General features: G+C 74.4%; 11 protein-coding genes. 3 read left to right on the top strand and 8 right to left on the bottom strand.

Translation table 11 applies throughout. The annotated features are described in order from the left end of the window. Positions 1-359: 359 nt before the first annotated feature. Genes ACFWFZ_RS24215 through ACFWFZ_RS24235 form a run of 5 tightly spaced genes read right to left on the bottom strand, consistent with a single transcriptional unit; the run spans position 360 to position 7,921 of the window. Positions 360-1,520 carry an acyl-CoA dehydrogenase family protein gene (locus ACFWFZ_RS24215; RefSeq protein ID WP_387124925.1) on the bottom strand — a complete coding sequence of 387 codons (1,161 nt, stop codon included), beginning with the start codon at positions 1,518-1,520 and terminating at the stop codon, positions 360-362. Further along, entirely contained in the window at positions 1,517-3,427 is a 1,911-nt protein-coding gene (locus ACFWFZ_RS24220; protein WP_387124926.1) for a biotin carboxylase N-terminal domain-containing protein, read from the bottom strand. Before ACFWFZ_RS24220 ends, ACFWFZ_RS24215 begins: the two co-directional genes overlap by 4 nt. A gap of 8 nt (positions 3,428-3,435) precedes the next feature. Further along, positions 3,436-5,034 (bottom strand): acyl-CoA carboxylase subunit beta, encoded by a 1,599-nt coding sequence (locus ACFWFZ_RS24225; protein WP_387124927.1) that lies wholly within the window; start codon positions 5,032-5,034, stop codon positions 3,436-3,438. Beyond that, positions 5,031-7,058 (bottom strand): acyclic terpene utilization AtuA family protein, encoded by a 2,028-nt coding sequence (locus ACFWFZ_RS24230; RefSeq protein ID WP_387124928.1) that lies wholly within the window; start codon positions 7,056-7,058, stop codon positions 5,031-5,033. The genes ACFWFZ_RS24225 and ACFWFZ_RS24230 overlap by 4 nt, the downstream gene beginning before the upstream one ends. Further along, positions 7,055-7,921, bottom strand: a complete 867-nt coding sequence (locus ACFWFZ_RS24235) for a TIGR03084 family metal-binding protein (RefSeq protein WP_387124929.1) — start codon at positions 7,919-7,921, stop codon at positions 7,055-7,057. The genes ACFWFZ_RS24230 and ACFWFZ_RS24235 overlap by 4 nt, the downstream gene beginning before the upstream one ends. Positions 7,922-8,240: 319 nt before the next feature. Between ACFWFZ_RS24235 and ACFWFZ_RS24240 the strand changes: the two genes are divergently transcribed. After that, positions 8,241-9,863, top strand: a complete 1,623-nt coding sequence (locus ACFWFZ_RS24240) for a CocE/NonD family hydrolase (protein ID WP_387124930.1) — start codon at positions 8,241-8,243, stop codon at positions 9,861-9,863. A 339-nt stretch (positions 9,864-10,202) separates the two neighbouring features. Here the strand turns inward: ACFWFZ_RS24240 and ACFWFZ_RS24245 are convergent, their stop codons facing one another. Genes ACFWFZ_RS24245 through ACFWFZ_RS24255 form a run of 3 tightly spaced genes read right to left on the bottom strand, consistent with a single transcriptional unit; the run spans position 10,203 to position 14,395 of the window. After that, positions 10,203-10,559, bottom strand: a complete 357-nt coding sequence (locus tag ACFWFZ_RS24245; protein WP_387124931.1) for a DUF1801 domain-containing protein — start codon at positions 10,557-10,559, stop codon at positions 10,203-10,205. Continuing rightward, positions 10,559-11,494, bottom strand: coding sequence for a DMT family transporter (locus ACFWFZ_RS24250; RefSeq protein WP_387124932.1), 936 nt, complete (start codon positions 11,492-11,494; stop codon positions 10,559-10,561). The genes ACFWFZ_RS24245 and ACFWFZ_RS24250 overlap by 1 nt, the downstream gene beginning before the upstream one ends. 57 nt (positions 11,495-11,551) lie before the next feature. Beyond that, positions 11,552-14,395, bottom strand: coding sequence for an FAD-binding and (Fe-S)-binding domain-containing protein (locus ACFWFZ_RS24255; protein WP_387124934.1), 2,844 nt, complete (start codon positions 14,393-14,395; stop codon positions 11,552-11,554). Positions 14,396-14,491: 96 nt separating this feature from the next. Between ACFWFZ_RS24255 and serC the strand changes: the two genes are divergently transcribed. Together serC and ACFWFZ_RS24265 are read left to right on the top strand one after the other, a co-directional pair. Next, positions 14,492-15,610 (top strand): phosphoserine transaminase, encoded by a 1,119-nt coding sequence (serC, locus tag ACFWFZ_RS24260; protein ID WP_387124935.1) that lies wholly within the window; start codon positions 14,492-14,494, stop codon positions 15,608-15,610. 220 nt (positions 15,611-15,830) lie between these two features. After that, positions 15,831-18,959, top strand: coding sequence for a sacsin N-terminal ATP-binding-like domain-containing protein (locus ACFWFZ_RS24265; RefSeq protein ID WP_387124936.1), 3,129 nt, complete (start codon positions 15,831-15,833; stop codon positions 18,957-18,959). Positions 18,960-18,976 lie beyond the last annotated feature (17 nt).

Raw genomic sequence — 18,976 nt, forward strand, 5'->3', positions numbered from 1 at the left:
TTGGTCTCGCGCGGGTGCTTGGCGGGGTCGGGGGGTGGGGTGGTGCCCCGCACGAGGATCTCCTCGGCTCGGCGCGCGCGGGCACGTCCCGGCCGACCCGGCTTCGCCGAAACCCGCACACCGCCGAGCCGCCCGCAGGGCAACCCGCACCTTCCAGCCCCGCCGGCGCTTGAGGCGCGGGCCCGGGCAGCGCCCGGCAGCCGGCGCAAGCCAAAGCAACCCACCGCCGAGCCGCCCGCAGGGCAACCCGCACCTTCCAGCCCCGCCGGCGCTTGAGGCGCGGGTCCGGGCAGCGCCCGGCACCCGGCGCAAGCCGAGCAACCCACCGCCGAGCCGCCCGCAGGGAAACCCGCAGGGAGTCAGTAGGACTTGGGGAGGCCCAGCGTTTGGTGGGAGACGAAGTTGAGGATCATCTCGCGGCTGACCGGGGCGATGCGGGCCACGCGGGAGGCCGTGATGAGGGAGCCGAGGCCGTATTCGCGGGTGAGGCCGTTGCCGCCGAGGGTGTGGACGGACTGGTCGACCGCGCGGACGCACGCCTCCCCCGCCGCGTACTTCGCCATGTTCGCGGCCTCGCCCGCACCCATGTCGTCGCCCTCGTCGTACAGGTGGGCCGCCTTGGACATCATCAGGCGGGCCAGTTCCAGTTCGATGTGCGCCTGGGCCAGCGGGTGGGCGACGGCCTGGTGGGCGCCGATCGGCTCCTTCCAGACCTGGCGGGTCTTCGCGTACTCGACGGCCCGGGCGAGGGCGTAGCGGCCCATGCCGATGGCGAAGGCGGCGGTCATGATGCGTTCGGGGTTGAGGCCGGCGAAGAGCTGGAGCAGGCCGGCGTCCTCGTCGCCGACCAGCGCGGAGGACGGCAGGCGGACCTCGTCCAGGGTCAGTTCGAACTGCTTCTCCGCCGCCTGGAGTTCCATGTCGATGACCGAGCGGCCGAAGCCGGGGGTGTCGCGCGGGACGATGAACAGGCAGGGCTTCAGGCGCCCCGTCCGGGCGTCCTCGGTGCGGCCGACGATCAGCGTGGCGTCGGCGATGTCGACGCCGGAGATGAAGACCTTGCGGCCGGTGAGGATCCAGTCGTCGCCGTCGCGGCGGGCGGTGGTGGTGATGCGGTGGGAGTTGGAGCCGGCGTCGGGTTCGGTGATGCCGAAGGCCATGCTGCGGCTGCCGTCGGCGAGGCCGGGGAGCCAGGTCCGCTTCTGCTCGTCGGTACCGAAGCGGGCGATGACCGTCCCGCAGATGGCGGGCGAGACGACCATCATGAGCAGGGGGCAGCCGGCGGCGCCCAGTTCTTCGAGGACGATGGAGAGTTCGGTGATGCCGCCGCCTCCGCCGCCGTACTCCTCGGGGAGGTTGACGCCGAGGTAGCCGAGCTTCGCGGCGTCGGCCCACAGTTCGTCGGGGTGGCCGCCCTCTCGGGCGAGGCGGGCGACGTACTCGCGGCCGTAGCGCTGTCCGAGGGCGGCCACGGCGGTGCGCAGGGCCTTGTGTTCGGCGGATTCGATGGTGGAGCTCATGGCTGCGGTTCCTCCTGGACTACGGCGAGCAGGGCGCCGAATTCGACCTGTTGGCCGGTGACGGCGTGGAGCGCGGTGAGCGTGCCGGAGGCCGGAGCGAGGATGCGGTGCTCCATCTTCATGGCCTCCAGCCAGAGCAGGGGCTGCCCGGCGGTGACGGGGCTGCCGGGGGCGAGGCCCTCGGCGACGCGGACGACGGTGCCGGGCATGGGGGCGAGCAGGGAGCCCGGTTCGGTGCGGTCCTGGGGGTCGGGGAACCGGGGGACGGGGGTGAGGGTGTGGGCTCCGAGTGGGGAGTCGACGTAGATCTCGGTGTTGTTCGAATTTCGTTTCACGTGGAACATCCGGCGGATGCCGTCGACTTCGAGGGTGACGAGGTGCCGTTCGGCGGACAGGAGTCGAACGCCCGGGTGGTCGACGGGGCGGTACTGGACCTCGTACTCGGTGCCGGCGGAGGTGTAGCGGCGGGTCTGCGGCTGGGAGCGGAGGTTGCGCCAGCCGCCGAGGCGGGCGGCGAGGGGGGCGTCCGGGGCGGGGGCGGCCTCGGCGAGGGCTGCGGCGAGGGCGGCCGTACCGGCGTCCGGGGTGCTCTCCGTGAGGGCGGCGAGGTGGCGGTCGTAGAAGCCGGTGTCGAGCTGTGCGGCGGTGAACTCCGGGTGGCGCAGCGAGCCTACGAGCAGTTCGCGGTTGGTGGTGAGCCCGTGGATGCGGGCTCCGGCGAGGGCGTGGGCGAGGGCGCGTACGGCCTCGGCGCGGGTGGGGGCGTGGGCGACGACCTTGGCGAGCATGGGGTCGTAGTGGATGCCGACGGTGTCGCCGTCGGTGAAGCCGGTGTCGACGCGGACCCGGCCGGGGATGTCGAGGGTGTGCAGGACGCCGGTCTGGGGGCGCCAGTCCTGGGCGGGGTCCTCGGCGTAGAGGCGGGCCTCGACGGCGTGGCCGGTGGGTTCCGGGGGCGAAGGGGGCAGGGCAGCACCCTCGGCGACGCGCAGTTGGAGGGCGACGAGGTCGAGGCCGAAGACGGCTTCGGTGACCGGGTGTTCGACCTGGAGGCGGGTGTTCATCTCCAGGAAGTACGGGCGTCCGTCGGCGGTGACGAGGAACTCGACGGTGCCCGCGCCGCGGTAGGAGACGGCGCGGGCGGCGGCGACGGCGGCGGTGTGGAGGCGCTCGCGCAGGGTGTCGGGCAGGCCGGGTGCCGGGGCCTCCTCGATGACCTTCTGGTGGCGGCGCTGGAGGGAGCAGTCGCGGGTGCCGAGGGCCCAGACGGTGCCGTGGGCGTCGGCGAGGATCTGCACCTCGACGTGGCGGCCGCGTTCGACGTAGGGCTCGGCGAACACCTCGCCGTCGCCGAAGGCGGAGGCCGCCTCGGCGGACGCGGCGCGGAGGGATTCCTTGAGGGCGCCCAGGTCGCGGACCACGCGCATGCCGCGGCCGCCTCCGCCGGCGGCCGCCTTCAGTAGGAGGGGCAGGTCGGCGGGGGTGGCGGTGGCGGGGTCGACGGGGTCGAGGAGCGGGACACCGGCGGCGCGCATCAGTTCCTTGGCCCGGGTCTTGGAGGCCATGGCCTCGATGGCCTCGGGGGGCGGGCCGATCCAGGTCAGGCCGGAGTCCTGGACCTGGCGGGCGAAGTCGGCGTTCTCGGAGAGGAAGCCGTAGCCGGGGTGGACGGCGTCGGCTCCGGCGGCAAGGGCGGCTTTGATGACCAGGTCGCCGCGCAGGTAGGTGTCTGCGGGGGCCGCGCCCGGCAGCCGTACGGCCGCGTCGGCGGCTCGCACGTGCAGGGCGTCGGCGTCGGGGTCGGAGTGGACGGCGACGGTGGCCAGGCCCAGGTCGCGGGCCGTGCGGAAGATCCGTACGGCGATCTCGCCGCGGTTGGCGACGAGGAGGGAGGTCAGGTTCGTCATGTGCGGGCTCACATCCGGAAGACGCCGAAGCCGCCACGGGCGCCCTCGACGGGGGCGTTGTGGACGGCCGACAGGCACAGGCCGAGGACGGTACGGGTGTCGCGCGGGTCGATGACCCCGTCGTCGTACAGCCGCCCGGACAGGAACATGGGGAGGGACTCGGACTCGATCTGCGCCTCGACGAAGGCCCGCATGCCGGCGTCCTGCTCCTCGTCGTACGGGAGTCCCTTGGCGGCGGCGGACTGCCGGGACACGATGGAGAGGACTCCGGCGAGCTGCTGGGGGCCCATGACGGCGGACTTGGCGCTGGGCCAGGCGAAGAGGAAGCGGGGCTCGTAGGCGCGGCCGCACATGCCGTAGTGGCCGGCGCCGTAGCTGGCGCCGATCAGGACGGAGAGGTGGGGGACGCGCGAGTTGGAGACCGCGTTGATCATCATCGAGCCGTGTTTGACGATGCCGCCCTGCTCGTACTCCTTGCCGACCATGTAGCCGGTGGTGTTGTGGAGGAAGAGCAGCGGGATGTCACGCTGGTTGGCGAGCTGGATGAACTGCGCGGCCTTCTGGGACTCGGCGCTGAACAGCACGCCCTGGGCGTTGGCGAGGATGCCGACCGGGTATCCGTGGAGGGTGGCCCAGCCGGTGACGAGGCTGGTGCCGTAGAGCGGCTTGAACTCGTCGAAGTCGGAGGCGTCGACGATGCGGGCGATGACCTCGCGGGGGTCGAAGGGGGTCTTCAGGTCGGGCGGAACGATCCCGAGGAGCTCCTCCGGGTCGTAGAGGGGTTCCTCGGCCTTCGGCGGGTCCTGGTGGGGCTTGCGGTGGTTCAGGCGGGCCACGATGCGGCGGGCCTGGCGGATGGCGTCGTACTCGTCGAGGGCGTAGTGGTCGGCGAGTCCGGAGATGCGGGCGTGCATGTCGGCCCCGCCCAGGGACTCGTCGTCGCTCTCCTCGCCGGTGGCCATCTTGACCAGGGGCGGGCCTCCGAGGAACACCTTGGAGCGGTCTTTGATCATGACGGTGTGGTCGGACATGCCGGGGATGTACGCGCCTCCGGCGGTGGAGTTGCCGAAGACGACCGCGACGGTCGGGATGCCTTCGGCGGAGAGCCGAGTGAGGTCGCGGAAGATCGCGCCGCCCGGGATGAAGATCTCCTTCTGGGAGGGCAGGTCGGCGCCGCCGGACTCCACGAGGCTGATGACGGGCAGGCGGTTCTGCCGGGCGATCTCGTTGGCCCGCAGCGCCTTCTTCAGCGTCCAGGGGTTGCTGGCGCCGCCCCGGACGGTGGGGTCGTTGGCGGTGACCAGGCATTCGACGCCCTCGACCGTGCCGATGCCGGTGACCATGGACGCGCCGACGGGGTAGTCGCTGCCCCAGGCGGCGAGCGGGGACAGCTCAAGGAACGGGGTGTCGGGGTCGAGGAGCAGCTCGACACGCTCGCGCGCCAGGAGCTTGCCGCGCTTCTTGTGGCGGGCCGTGTACGTGTCCCCGCCGCCCTGCAGGGCTTTGGCGTGCTCGGCGTCGAGGGCGTCGAGGCGCTCCAGTGCGGCCGTACGGGCGCTGGTGTGCTCGGGGGCCTGGGAGTCGACGGTGGTGCGCAGGCGGGTCATGGGCCGGTCCCCTCCGGGGCGGGTGCGGGGCCCTGGGCGGGCTGCGGGGCGGATACGGGTGCGGGGCCCTGGGCGGGCTGCGAGACGGAGGCAGGTGCGGGGGCCGGGGCCGGCTGCGAGACGGAGGCAGGTGCGGGGGCCGGGGCCGGCTCGGTGCGGGCCGGTGGTGGCAGGAGGTCGACGGGGATGTCGAGGTGGCGGGCGCGCAGCCATTCGCCGAGGGCCTTGGCCTGGGGGTCGAAGCGGTGGCCGGACGCGACGCCGTCGCCGAGGATGCCGGTGACGGTGAAGTTCAGGGCGCGGAGGTGGGGCAGTTCGTGCCGCTGCACGGCGAGGTCGCGGGTCTCGGGGAGCAGGGCCCGGAACCGGTCGACGGTGAGGGTGTCGCGAAGCCAGTGCCAGGCGGGGGCGGACTCGGCCCAGACGCCGACGTTGGCGTCGCCGCCCTTGTCGCCGCTGCGGGCCCCGGCCAGCGCCCCGAGGGGGGCGCGGACGGTCGCCCGGGGCTCCGCCCCGGACCCGGCGGGTGCTGCGCCCCCGACCCCTTCGGGGGCTCCGCCCCCGTACCCCCGCGCCTCAAACGCCGGCGAGGCTGAAACAGAGGGCCCCGATGGCGGAACACAGGGTGCGGAAGCCGCCGCCGACGGGGCTGGATCAGCGGGCCCCGATGACGGGACGCGGGGTCCGGAAGCGGCCGTTGGGCGGGCTGAAACAGCGGGCTCCGTCGGCCGGGCTGGAGATGGCGGGGCGGGGATCGGGATGCGGGTGCCGTCCGGGAGGACTGCGGTGTGGGGGACCTCGGTCGCCGGGGCGGAGGTCGAGGCGAAGACGCCGTAGGGCTGGGCAGGGCCCGGTGGGGTGGTGACGTGGAAGCCCGGGCAACTGCCCAGGGCCAGTTCGACGGCCGTCGAGGTCAGGGCGCGGCCGACCCGGTCGGGGGACGGGTCGCGGACCACCAGGCGCAGCAGGGCGCTCGCCGTCTCCTCCGTGTCGGCGTCCTCGTGGTCGGTACGGGCCAGGGTCCAGGCGGCGTCGGCGACGCCCTCCAGGGTCTCGGCGAGCTGGGCGCGGACGAGGTCCGCCTTCGCCTCGATGTCCAGGCCGGTCAGGACGAAGACCACCTCGTTGCGCCAGCCGCCGATCCGGGTCACGCCCACCTTGAGGGTGGACGGCGGCTGCTCCCCGCGCACTCCCGAGATCCGCACGCGGTCGGGTCCGTCGTCGGTGAGTCGGACCGTGTCCAGGCGGGCGGTCACGTCCGGGCCCAGGTAGCGGACGCCCTGGGTCTCGTAGAGGAGCTGGGCGGTGACCGTGCCGACCGAGACCACCCCTCCCGTCCCCGGGTGCTTGGTGATGACCGCCGAGCCGTCCGAGGAGATCTCCGCGAGCGGGAAGCCGGGGCGGCGGACGTCGTGGGCCGTGAAGAAGGAGTAGTTGCCGCCGGTGGCCTGGGTGCCGCATTCCAGGACATGGCCCGCGACCACCGCTCCCGCCAGCCGGTCGAGGTCCTCCGGCGACCAGTCGAACCACCAGGCCGCCGGGCCGCTGACCAGCGCCGCGTCCGTGACCCGGCCGGTGACGACCACGTCCGCGCCGGCCCGCAGGCAGGCCGTGATACCGGCGCCGCCGAGGTAGGCGTTGGCCGTCAGGGCGCCGTCCTCGCGGGCCGTGAGGTCGTCGCCCTCGACGTGGGCCACCGAGACGGGTACGCCGACCTCGGCCGCCAGAGCCCGTACCGCGTCGGCGAGTCCGGCGGGGTGGAGACCGCCCGCGTTGGTGACGATCCGCACACCCCGCTCGTGCGCGAGCCCGAGCCCCTCCTCCAACTGGCGCAGGAAGGTCTTGGCGTAGCCGAGGTCCGGGTCCTTCAGGCGGTCCCGGCCCAGGATCAGCATGGTCAGCTCGGCCAGGTAGTCCCCGGTCAGCACGTCCAGCGGGCCGCCGGTGAGCATCTCGCGCAGGGCGCTGAACCGGTCGCCGTAGAAGCCGGACGCATTGCCGATGCGCAGCGGCCGACGGCTCATCGTCCGGCCTCCGCTTCCCGTCCGGCCTCCGACTCCCGTCCGGCCTCCGGCTCCCGCCCAGCGCCCGGCTCCCGCCCGGCGCCCGCCGGTCCGGCGAAGGCCTGGGCGATGTCCAGCCAGCGGTCCGCGTCGGGGCCGGTCGCGGTCAGGGCGAGGTCGGCCCGGTGGGCCCGCTGGGTCACCAGCAGGCAGAAGTCGAGGGCCGGGCCGGTGATCCGCTGCGGGGCCTGCGGCGGCCCGTACGCCCACACCCCCGCGCCGTCGGGCGCGGTCAGCTCCACTCGGAACTCCCCCTCGGGCGCGGGCAGTCCGCGTACGGCGTAGGCGTAGTCGCGGGCCCGTACGCCGATCCGCGCCACGTGCCGCAGCCGCGCGGTGGGAGTGCGGCGCACGCCGAGCGCGTCGGCCACGTCCTGGCCGTGCGCCCAGGTCTCCATCAGGCGGGCGCTGGCCATCGAGGCGGCCTTCATCGGCGGCCCGTACCAGGGGAAACGGGTGTCGGGCGGGGCCTCGGTGAGGGCCTGGGCGAGTGCGCCGCGCGTGTCGCGCCAGCGGGTGAGCAGCTCGGCGGGCGGCAGCGCCGCGCCCTCCCGCGCGCCGTCGTCGACGAAGGAGTCGGGGGCTTTCAGCGCCTCCTCGACCATGTGGCCGAAGCCGGCGGCGTCGGTGAGGGAGAGCAGCGAGGCCCGGTCGGTCCAGTGCAGGTGGGCGATCTGGTGGGCGATGGTCCAGCCGGGTGCGGGCGTGGGCCGGGCCCAGTCCGGGCCGGGCAACCGCTCGACGAGGGCGTCGAGTTCCCGCCCCTCCTCGCGCAGATCGGTGAACACGGCGACGGCGTCGTCGACGGCGGACGGATCGGGCACGGTGCGCTCCCCTTCTCGGCGTGAGGGGAAGACTGGCAGCACCCAGGAAAACAATCAAGCACGCTTGCATGATTTTCTCGAACGGGGAACACCTTCCCGCCACCCACACCAAACCACCGCAATCCACGGGTAGTTGATCCACACCCGCACCGGCCGCAGGTCTCGCGGCACGAACACGCCGGGGACCACGGAGGGGGATTCAGGCCGTAAGCCGGAAACCCGCGATACGTCACCGGATGTCCCGTCGATACTGAACGCTCCGCTCCGGGCCCGGGCGGGCGCCCACGTTCGTGTCACTCGACCAAGAGGATGAACTGACGTGACCCCAGCCGCCCAACCTCCCTTCTCCCTCTATCCCGAACTCGACGCGACCGCCCTCGGCGCCTTCGTCTCCGCGCTGGAGAGCGGCGACGTCACCGGCCTGCCGCCCGCCCGCGCAGCCGAGGTCGCCGAGGCGCGCACCCTCACCGTCTTCACCCGCGGCAAGGTCACCGGCGCCGACGGCGACCTCCTCGACGCGGCGCTCTGGCGGCACACCGGAGCCCAGCCGCGCCCGGTGATCGTCATGCCGTCGCCCTGGACCAGCCTGGGCTGGCTCGCGTACGCCGTCCAGGCCACCCTCTTCGCGGCCCGCGGCTACAACGTCCTCGCCTACTCCACGCGCGGCTTCGCCGGCTCCGAGGGGCAGGTCGACGTGGCCGGCCCGCTCGACGTCGCCGACGGCAGCCGCGCCCTGGACCACCTGATCGAGCGCAGCACCGGGCCCGTGACGAAGATCGGCTTCCTCGGGGACTCGTACGGCTCCGGCATCAGCCAGCTCGTCGCCGCGCACGACACCCGCGTCGACGCCGTCGTCGCGCTCAGCACCTGGGGCGACCTCGGGGAGGCCTTCCACGAGAACTCCACCCGCCACGTCGCGGCCGTGAAGGCCCTGCTCAAGGCGGCCGCGAAGGCCCGCCTGAGCCCGCAGACGCAGAGCGTCTTCGACAACGTCCTCACCGGCAGCGACGTCCGGGGCACCCTGCGCTGGGCCGAGGTCCGCTCGCCGTTCACCCACATCAAGGAGCTGAACCGCCGCCAGGTGCCCGTCTTCTTCTCGCACGCCTGGCACGAGACGCTCTTCCCCGCGAACCAGACGCTGCGGATGTTCAACGAACTGACCGGGCCCAAACGCCTCGCCCTCTCCATAGGCGACCACTCGGGCCCCGAGATGTCAGGCGTCCTCGGCCTGCCCAACCGGATCTGGACGGACGCCCACCGCTGGTTCGACCACTACCTCAAGGGCATCGACAACGGCATCGACGACGAGGGCCAGTTCATCGGCGAGGTCATGTGGAGCAGAACCCTCGAACCGCGCCCCACCTGGCCCTCCGTCACCGAACAGCTGCAACGGTTCTACCTCGCCGACGGCGGCGAACTCGGCCCGGACGCGGAGGCCGGCTGGACGGCGACCGTGCTGTGCGGAATGGACACCCCGGCGACCGTCGCCGACAAGGTCGTCGAGTCCGGGTACGCGGAGATGGCCGGCCGCCCGAAGGTCTACCTCACGCAGGACATCGACCGCACCGTCGCCGCCGTCTGGACCGCCGACCCGGCCGCGGAGACCGTCCGGCTGCGCGGCACGCCCAGGCTCCGCGTGACCTACCGGGCGGCGAACCCCGGTTCCACCTTCGTCGCGTACCTCCTCGACACGGCCCCGGACGGCACGGCGCACCTCGTCACCCACGCCCCGTACAGCGACCTGGAGTCCCCGCCGGACAGCCTGATCAGCGCGGACATCGAGCTTCAGGCCACGGCGTACGACGTACAGCGCGGCCACCGCCTGATGCTGGTGATCGACGCCCGCGACCCCTTCTACGCCGATGCCAACCTGCCCCGCGCGACGCTGGACTTCACCTCCCCGGAGGCCACCCCGTCGTACCTGGAACTCCCCCTCGGCTGATGCCGTACGCCCGCCCAGCCGGTCCCCCGCGGCCGTCCGGGCGGGCGCACGCTCCCCAGATGACGCACGCCGAACCGCTCCGGTTGCGGGTTGCGGGGACGGGTTCACGGGGCGGGGGGCGGCGGGGCGGCAGAGGACTGGGGGTTCGGGAGCCACTCGGGCGGGATCGGAGATGGTTTGGGGTTTCCCGTCAGTCCCATCGTCCCTGACCACCGCATACGCGGATCCCGCTCCCCCACAGCACCCGACGCAGGGGGTGGGCGGGCAGCCACCGGCTCGGGAAGGTGGGGCCGCGGGGGTGAAGGTGAAAGCCCCGCACGCGTTGGTACCCGTACCCCCTCAGCACACCCCGCCCGGGCCTGCCTGGGCCGTCGCGTGGAGGAGGTCGCGCAGGAGGTCGAAGTCGACCTTGGCGGGGTTGCGGAAGCGCAGGCAGGCCTTGCCCATGTCGTGGCCCGCCAGGCGGTCCGCGAAGGCGTCCCGGACGTCCGTGCGCATCAGGTAGAAGGAGATGTACTGCTTCTGGTCCGCCCAGGCGATCTCCGCTTCGGTCCCGCCCGGGCGGACGTAGACCGGCATCCCGTACGCGATGCCCTCCTCGAAGCCCGGCAGTTCCGTCACGCACAGCTCGCGCAGGCGGGCGAGGGCGGTGCGGCGGGCTTCGGGGGCGGCTTCCAGGTAGGCGGTGACGTCCATCAGGCGGGCTGCTTTCCGATCTGGGAGCGGACCGCGCCCATGCTGGCCGCGATCACGAGGGCGATGGCCGCGGCGTCCAGCGCCGACAGGGCCTGGTTCAGGACGAGGAAGCCCGCCGTGGCGGCGATGGCCGGCTCCAGGCTCATCAGGATCGCGAAGGTCGGGGCCGGCATCCGCCGCAGGGCGAGCAGTTCGAGGGTGTAGGGCAGCACGGAGGACAGTACGGCCACGCCGACGCCCAGCGCGAGGGTGCTCGGCACCAGCAGGTCCGAGCCGGCCTCGATGACACCCAGCGGCAGCGAGAGGACGGCGGCCGCGGCCATCGCCAGGGCCAGGCCGTCGGCCTGCGGGAAGCGGCGGCCGGTGCGCGCGCTGAACACGATGTACGCCGCCCACATCGCGCCCGCCCCGAGCGCGTAGGCCGCGCCCAGCGGGTCGAGGGAGCCGAAGCCGAGGCCGCCCCCGCCGTGGCCGGACAGCAGGACCACGCCGCCGAGGGCGAGCCCGGCCCACAGGAGGTTCACCAGGCGGCGGGAGACGACGACGGACAGGGCGAGCGGCCCGAGCACCTCCAGGGTGACCGCCGGGCCGAGCGGGATCCGGTCGATGGCCTGGTAGAAGAGGCCGTTCATGCCGGCCATGGCCACGCCGAACGCGACGACCGTGCCCCAGTCGGAGCGGGTGTACCCGCGCACCTTCGGCCGGCACAGGAGCAGCAGCACGATCGCGGCGGCCGCGAGGCGCAGGGTCACCACGCCGGCCGCACCCGCCCTGGGCATGATCATGACCGCGAGGGCGGCGCCGAACTGCACCGAGATGCCGGCCGAGATCACCAGTGCGACCGGCCCCAAGCGGGACCGGGCTCCCTCGGCGGAGGGTGCGGTGGCGAGTGCGGAGGCAGGGGCGGCCGTCGGGGACGCGGTAGGTGCGGGCATGCATCCAGACTAAGCCCCGGTAAGGAGTGTCGATGCCCCTCTTGCCTTACATATTCGCTACGGCTGCGTGTCGTCCGCCAACCCGTCCGCGAGGAGTTCCACGAGGTGACGGGCCCGGACGCCGCCCAGCTGGGCGATCTGGGTCCGGCAGGAGAACCCGTCGGCCTGGACCACCGCGCCGGGCGGGGCCGCGCGCAGGGACGGCAGGAGCTGTTCCTCGGCGCAGGCGACCGACACCTCGTGGTGGCCGGGCTCGAAGCCGAAGTTCCCGGCGAGGCCGCAGCAGCCTCCGGCCGGTTCCCCCACGAGTCCCGCGCGTTCGCGCAGTCGGCGGTCCGCGGCGTCGCCGAGGACGGCGTGCTGGTGGCAGTGGGTCTGGCCGACCAGGGCGCGGTCGAGGCGGGGCGGCCGCCAGGCCGGGGCGTACTCCTCCAGGGTCTCGGCGACGGTACGCACGGCAGCCGCCAGGCGGGCCGCGCGGGGGTCGTCGGGGAGCAGGGCGGGCAGGTCGGCGCGCAGGGCCGCGGCGCAGCTCGGTTCGAGGACGGTGACGGGGCCGGGGACCTCACCGAGGGTGTCCAGGGTCCGGCGCAGGACCTTGCGGGCGCGGTCGAGGCGGCCGGTGGAGAGGTAGGTCAGACCGCAGCAGACCCGGCCGCGGGTACGGGGGACGGACACGTCCAGGCCGGCCGCCCGGAGCACGCGGAGCGCGGCGTGGCCGACCTCGGGGGTGAGGTACTCCGTGAAGGTGTCGGGCCAGAGGGTGACGACGGGACCGGCAGGGACGGTCCCGCCGTCCCCGGCCACCGCCCCGGCCACCGCGCCTCCCCTGCCCGCCGGCCCACCGCCGGCCGGGGCCGGCCCCCTACCCGCCGGGCGCCCGCCCGGCCCCCGCGTGAACGGCCGCTTCGCGAGTTCCGGCAGGGACCGTTCCCGGGCCAGCCCCGGCAGGGGGACCGGCAGGAGGCGGGCGGCCGTGTTGACGGCGCCCGCCGCCCGCAGGCGGGCGATCAGGCGCAGCCATCCCGGCAGGCCGCCCAGCGTGTAGTGGGCGAGCGGCCGGATCCGCCCGGCCCAGTGGTGGTGCAGGAACTCCGACTTGTACGAGGCCATGTCCACGCCGACCGGGCAGTCGCTGAGGCAGCCCTTGCACCCCAGGCACAGGTCGAGCGCCTCGGCGACCTCCGTGGAGCGCCAGCCGTCGGTGACGACCTCCCCGGCGAGCATCTCGTGCAGCAGGCGGGCCCGGCCGCGCGTGGAGTGCTGTTCCTCGCCGGTGGCCCGGTAGGAGGGGCACATCACGCCCGAGCCGCCCGACGCGCCCGGCCCGCCCGTACGGCACTTCGCCACGCCGACGCACCGTGCGACCTCGCCGGCGAAGGGGGTGGCCGGGAGGACCGCGAAGCGGAGGTTCTCGTCCAGCCGGGCCGGCCGGACCAGCATGCCCGGGTTCATACCGCCCGCCGGGTCCCACACGTCCTTGTACGCCCCGAAGAGCCGGATCACGTCCTCGCCGTACATCCTCTGCAGGAGTTCTGCGCGCGCCTGCCCGTCGCCGTGTTCGCCCGACAGGGATCCGCCGTGGGCGACGACCAGCTCGGCGAGTTCCTCCGAGAAGGTGCGGTAGCGGGCAACGCCGGCGGCCGAGGCCAGGTCGAAGTCGATGCGTACGTGCACGCAGCCCTCGCCGAAGTGCCCGTACGGGGTGCCGTGCAGGCCGTGGGCGGCCAGCAGGGCCCGGAAGTCCCGCAGGTAGGCGCCCAGCCGGGCCGGCGGGACCGCGCAGTCCTCCCAGCCCGGCCAGGCCATCCGCCCGTCGGGGGTCCTGGTCGCGGTGCCCGCGGCGTCCTCGCGGATCCGCCACAGCGCCCGCTGCCGCACCGGGTCTGTGACGACCAGCGCGTCCGGCGCGTCGGCGCCCCGTACGACGGCCCGCGCGCCCCCCTCGTCGGGCATCTCCACGAACAGCCAGGCCCGGCCACGCGGCAGCCCCGAGGCCCCGCCGCCCCTGCCCGCCGCGCCGCCGAGCAGGTCCTCGGCCATGCCCTCGACCGTCAGCGGCCGGTACGCGAGCAGCCCGGCGGCCGCGTCCGCCGCCGCGCTCTCGTCGGCGTACCCGAGGACGGCCAGGGCGGGCGCGGGCGGCAGTTCCACGAGACGGACTTCGGCCTCGGTCACCACCCCGAGGGTTCCTTCGCTGCCGCAGAAGGCGCGCGCGAGCCGCACCCCGCGTTCGGGCAGGAGGGCGTCGAGTCCGCCGTAGCCGGAGATCCGCCGGGAGAAGCCGGGCGGCATGCCGGTGCGCAGCAGCCCGAGGTGCCCGGTGACCAGGTCCCGCAGTCCTGCGGGGGCGCCGTCCCAGCCCGTGCCGATGCGGTGCGCGCTGCCCCCGTACGCCGTCACGGCGAGCTCGGTGACGTTGTCGGCGGTGGTCCCCCAGGCCACGGAGTGGGCGCCGCACGCGTTGTTGCCGATCATGCCGCCGAGGGTGCAGCGGGAGTGGGTGGAGGGGTCGGGGCCGAAGGTGAGTCCGTACGGGCGTACGACGTCCCGGAGGCGGTCGAGGACCAGGCCGGGCTGGACGACGGCGGTGCGGGCGGCCGGGTCCACGGACAGCAGGGCGTTCATGTGCCGGGTGAGGTCGAGGACGACGCCCACGCCGGTGGCCTGCCCGGCGACGGAGGTGCCGCCGCCCCGGGGGACGACGGGAACGCCTGCCTCGGCGCACACGCGCAGTGCGGCGGCCACGTCGTCGGCGTCGCGCGGGGCGACGACGCCGAGGGGGACGCGGCGGTAGTTGGAGGCGTCCATGGTCACGAGTGCGCGTGCCGCGGCGCCGAAATCCACCTCCCCGCGCAGCTCCGCCCGCAATGTCCGCTCGACTTCACCGGGTGTCGTCACGTCGCCCAGCCTGCCACCGTCCTGCGGGCGTCGCGCCGCGTCTCATCCGGTGGACGCGCTTCCGGAGCGTGGACCCGGACCCGATACGCTCCGCTCGTGGCTGAGATCCAGATTCCCGCTGACATCAAGCCCGCCGACGGACGCTTCGGCGCGGGCCCCTCCAAGGTGCGGATCGAGGCGCTGGACGCCCTCGCCGCCACCGGTACCTCCCTGCTCGGAACCTCACACCGCCAGGCCCCGGTCAAGAACCTGGTCGGATCGGTGCGCCAGGGCCTCCGGGACCTCTTCTCCCTCCCCGAGGGCTACGAGGTGATCCTGGGCAACGGCGGCTCCACCGCCTTCTGGGACATCGCGACCGCCGGTCTGATCGAGCGGAAGTCCCAGCACCTGACCTTCGGCGAGTTCTCCTCGAAGTTCGCCAAGGCCGCGAAGCTCGCGCCGTGGCTGGACGAGCCGTCCGTGATCTCCTCCGACCCGGGCACGCACCCCGAGCCGGTGGCCGAGGCGGGCGTGGACGTGTACGCGTACACCCACAACGAGACCTCGACGGGTGTCGCGGCGCCGGTCAAGCGGGTCACGGGCGCCGACGCCGGGTCCCTCGTTCTGGTGGATGCGACCTCGGGCGCCGGCGGCCTGCCGGTGGACATCACCGAGACGGACGTCTACTACTTCGCGCCGCAGAAGTCCTTCGCCTCCGACGGCGGGCTGTGGCTGGCGGCGTTCTCCCCGGCGGCCCTGGAGCGCGCGGCCCGCGTGCACGCGTCGGGCCGGCACATCCCGGAGTTCTTCTCGCTGCCGACGGCGATCGACAACTCGCTGAAGAACCAGACGTACAACACCCCGGCGCTGTCCACCCTCTTCCTGCTGGACCAGCAGCTGGAGTGGATGAACAGCCAGGGCGGTCTGGAGTTCACCACGGGCCGTACGGCGGCCAGCGCGCGCCACCTGTACGGCTGGGCGGAGGCGTCCAAGTACGCGACGCCGTTCGTCGTGGACGCCGACAAGCGCTCCGCCGTCATCGGCACGATCGACTTCTCGGACGACATCGACGCGGCGGCCGTCGCGAAGGTGCTGCGTGCCAACGGGATCGTGGACACCGAGCCGTACCGCAAGCTCGGCCGCAACCAGCTGCGCGTCGCGATGTTCCCGGCGATCGACCCGGCGGACGTGCAGGCGCTGACGGCCTGCATCGACTACGTGATCGAGAAGCTCTAGCCGTCCTCCGTCCGACCCTTTCCGAAGCCCCCGGCGACTCGTCGTCACCGGGGGCTTCGGCCTTCGCGCGCGGGACTTCGGGCCGCAAGGCCGTTTCCGACGGGCCTGCGGGCGGCCCGCCCGGACCGACGTCGTCGTCTTCGCGCACCTCACGGGCAGGGCCTGGCCCGGCACGCGATACCTTCAGGAGTTCCGTTGGGCGATTCTTGGAGGCAGCGGCGTGAGCGTGCGAGTGACGGCGGCCCAGAGCGGCGTGGACCCCTTCGGCACGGCCCGGCTGCGGCGCGGCGTGCTCGATGCCTGGGGTGCCGGCCCGGCCCGGTTCCGCGAGGACGCCAACGCCGAGGAGGACCTCGCCCTCGGCGGCTACCGGGACCGGCTCGTCGTCGAGCTGGCCCAGAACGCCGCCGACGCCGCGGCCCGCGCCAAGGTGCCAGGCCGGCTGCGGCTCACCCTCCACGAGGGCGAGGGCGGCCACGCGCTGCTGGCCGTCGCCAACACCGGTGCCCCGCTGGACGCGACGGGCGTGGAGTCTTTGAGCACCCTGCGGGCCTCCGCCAAGCGGGAGCCCGCCTCGGAGAGCGTCGGCCGGTTCGGGGTCGGCTTCGCGGCCGTCCTCGCCGTCTGCGACGAGCCCGCGGTGCTCGGCCGCCACGGCGGTGTCCGATGGTCCCTCGCCGAGGCCCGCGAACTGGCCCGCGAGGCCGCCGTCGGCAGCCCCGGCCTCGGCGACGAACTGCGCCGCCGCGACGGTCACGTGCCGCTGCTCCGGCTCCCCCTGCCCGCCGAGGGCACCGCCCCCGAGGGCTACGACACCGTCGTGGTCCTCCCGCTGCGCGACGCCGCCGCCGAGGACCTCGTGCAGCGGCTGCTCGCCGGCATCGACGACGCCCTCCTGCTGACCCTGCCCGGGCTGTGCGAGGTCGTCGTGGAGACCCCCGCCGGCTCGCGCACGCTGGGCCGCCGCGACGAGGGCGCGTACACCGTCGTCGAGGACACCGCCGACTCCGCCACCCACACCACCCGCTGGCGCACCGTCCGCCACGGCGGTGCCATCGAGCGGGCGCTGCTCGCCGACCGGCCCGTCGAGGAACGGCTGCGGCCCTCCTGGACGGTGTCGTGGGCGGTGCCCGTCGACTCCGACGGCGCCCCGCTGCGCCCGACCACCGCGCCCGTGGTGCACGCCCCGACGCCCACCGACGAGCCGCTGGGCATCCCGGCGCTGCTCATCGCGACCCTGCCGCTGGACACCAGCCGCCGCCACCCGGCGCCGGGACCGCTGACCGACTTCCTCGTGGAGCGCGCGGCCGACGCGTACGCCGAACTCCTCGGCTCCTGGGACCCGGTGAGCACCGGGCTCGTGGACCTGGTCCCCGGCCCGCTCGGCAGGGGCGAGCTGGACGGGGCGCTGCGCGCCGCCGTGCTGCAGCGGCTGCCCCGTACGGCGTTCCTCGCACCGGCCGCGCCGCCCGAGCACGCGGAGGAACGGGGCGCCCTGCGCCCCTTCGAGGCCGAGGTGGTGGAGGGCGCGGGCGCGGAGACCGTACGCGTCCTGGCCGAGGTCCTGCCGACCCTGCTGCCCGCGGGCCTGGAGCGCCGCGCCGAGCTGCGCACCCTGGGCGTGGGCCGGCTCCCGCTGGGCGATGCCATCGAGCGGATCGCGGGCATCGAGCGGACGCCCGAGTGGTGGTACCGGCTCTACGACAGCCTCGCCGGGGTGGACCCCGACCGGCTGTCCGGGCTGCCCGTGCCGCTCGCCGACGGCCGTACGGCGATCGGGCCGCGCCACGTCCTGCTCCCGTACGCGGATACGCCCGCGGACCTGGCCCGGCTGGGACTGAAGGTCGCCCACCCGGAGGCGGCGCACCCGCTGCTGGAGAAGCTCGGCTCCCTCCCGGCGACGGCGCGCGCCGTCCTGACGACCCCGCAGGTGCGGGCGGCGGTGGCCGCTTCCCTGGACGCGGGGGAGATCTGGGACGAGGACGCCGACACCTTGGACGCGGACGAACTGGCCGAGGTGGTGCTGGGGCTGGTCCGCGACGCGGAGCTGGCGCCGGGGGACGAGCCGTGGCTGGGGGCGCTGGCCCTGCCCGACGAGGACGGGGAGCTGACCCCGGCGGGCGAACTGCTGCTGCCGGGCTCGCCGCTGGCCTCCGTCATCCGCGAGGACGAGGTCCCGTACGTGGACGGCGAGCTGGCCGAGCGGTGGGGTGAGGGACCGCTGACGGCGTGCGGGGTACTGGCGGCGTTCCAGCTGGTGCGCGCCACCGACGTGGTCCTGGACCCGGACGAACTGGAGCCCCGCGAGGGCGACTTCGCCGAGCCGGACGACGCGGGGCTGCTGGACGCGGTGGACGTGTGGTGCGAGGACGTACTGGACCAGCTGCCGGACCTCCCCGTGCCGCCGGTGGCGACCGAGCTGGTCGCCGTCCGCGACCTGGACCTCGTCGACGACGACTGCTGGCCGCAGGCCCTCGCCATGCTGGCGCAGCCGCCGCTGCGGGACGCGCTGACCCAGCCCGTGCGGATCCTGCTGCCCGACGGCACCACACAGTCGGTGCGCCCGTACACGGCGTGGTGGCTGCGCGACCACCCGGTGCTGGACGGCCGCCGCCCGGCGGGCCTGCGTGCGGCGGGCGGCGACCCGCTGCTGGAGGGCCTGTACACCTCGGCGGACGCGACCGGTTTTGAGGACGAGCAGGTGCTGCGGGCGCTGGGGGTGCGGACCTCTGTGGCGGCCCTGCTGGACGAGCCCGGGGGCGCGGCCGAGCTGTTGGGCCGGCTCGCCGACCCGGAGCGTGAGGTGACGGACCGGCAGCTGCACGGCCTGTACGGCGCTTTGGCCGATCTGGACCCCGAGCAGGTGACCCTGCCGGACGAGCTGCGGGCGGTGGTGGACGGCGAGGTGCTCGTGGTGGACGCGGCGGACGCGGTGATCGCGGACGCCCCGGACCTGCTGCCGCTGGCGGCGGGCCTGCCGCTGCTGCCGGTGTCCCCGTCGCGGGCGGCCGATCTGGCGGACCTGCTCCAGGTGCGCCGGCTGTCGGACACGGTCCCGGCGGAGGTGACCACGCCGGGTGAGGAGCACGAGGTCCCGGAGTCGGTGCGGGTCCTGCTGGGTCCGGCGACCCCGGCAACGTACGTCGAGCACGAGGAGCTGGTCGCGGGCGGCACCGAGCTGGACTGGCGGCGCACGCCCGACGGCACCCTCCACGCGTCCACCCTGGAGGGCGTGGCGGCGGGCCTGGCCTGGTCGGCGGGCCAGTGGCCGCGCCGCTTCGAGGTGGCGGCCCTGCTGGAGGACCCGTCCCGCACGGCGGAACTGGCCCGGGACCGCTGGTTCGACTGAGGCGCGGCCCGGACGCG

The sequence above is a fragment of the Streptomyces sp. NPDC060232 genome, from assembly GCF_042726555.1.
Taxonomy (GTDB): Bacteria; Actinomycetota; Actinomycetes; order Streptomycetales; family Streptomycetaceae; genus Streptomyces.

What these genes read in the sequence shown, in the direction of transcription:
- ACFWFZ_RS24215 (WP_387124925.1), bottom strand. Translation starts at nt 1,520, where the DNA reads ATGAGCTCCACCATCGAATCCGCCGAACACAAGGCCCTGCGCACCGCC.
- ACFWFZ_RS24220 (WP_387124926.1), bottom strand. Translation starts at nt 3,427, where the DNA reads ATGACGAACCTGACCTCCCTCCTCGTCGCCAACCGCGGCGAGATCGCC.
- ACFWFZ_RS24225 (WP_387124927.1), bottom strand. Translation starts at nt 5,034, where the DNA reads ATGACCCGCCTGCGCACCACCGTCGACTCCCAGGCCCCCGAGCACACC.
- ACFWFZ_RS24230 (WP_387124928.1), bottom strand. Translation starts at nt 7,058, where the DNA reads ATGAGCCGTCGGCCGCTGCGCATCGGCAATGCGTCCGGCTTCTACGGC.
- ACFWFZ_RS24245 (WP_387124931.1), bottom strand. Translation starts at nt 10,559, where the DNA reads ATGGACGTCACCGCCTACCTGGAAGCCGCCCCCGAAGCCCGCCGCACC.
- ACFWFZ_RS24250 (WP_387124932.1), bottom strand. Translation starts at nt 11,494, where the DNA reads ATGCCCGCACCTACCGCGTCCCCGACGGCCGCCCCTGCCTCCGCACTC.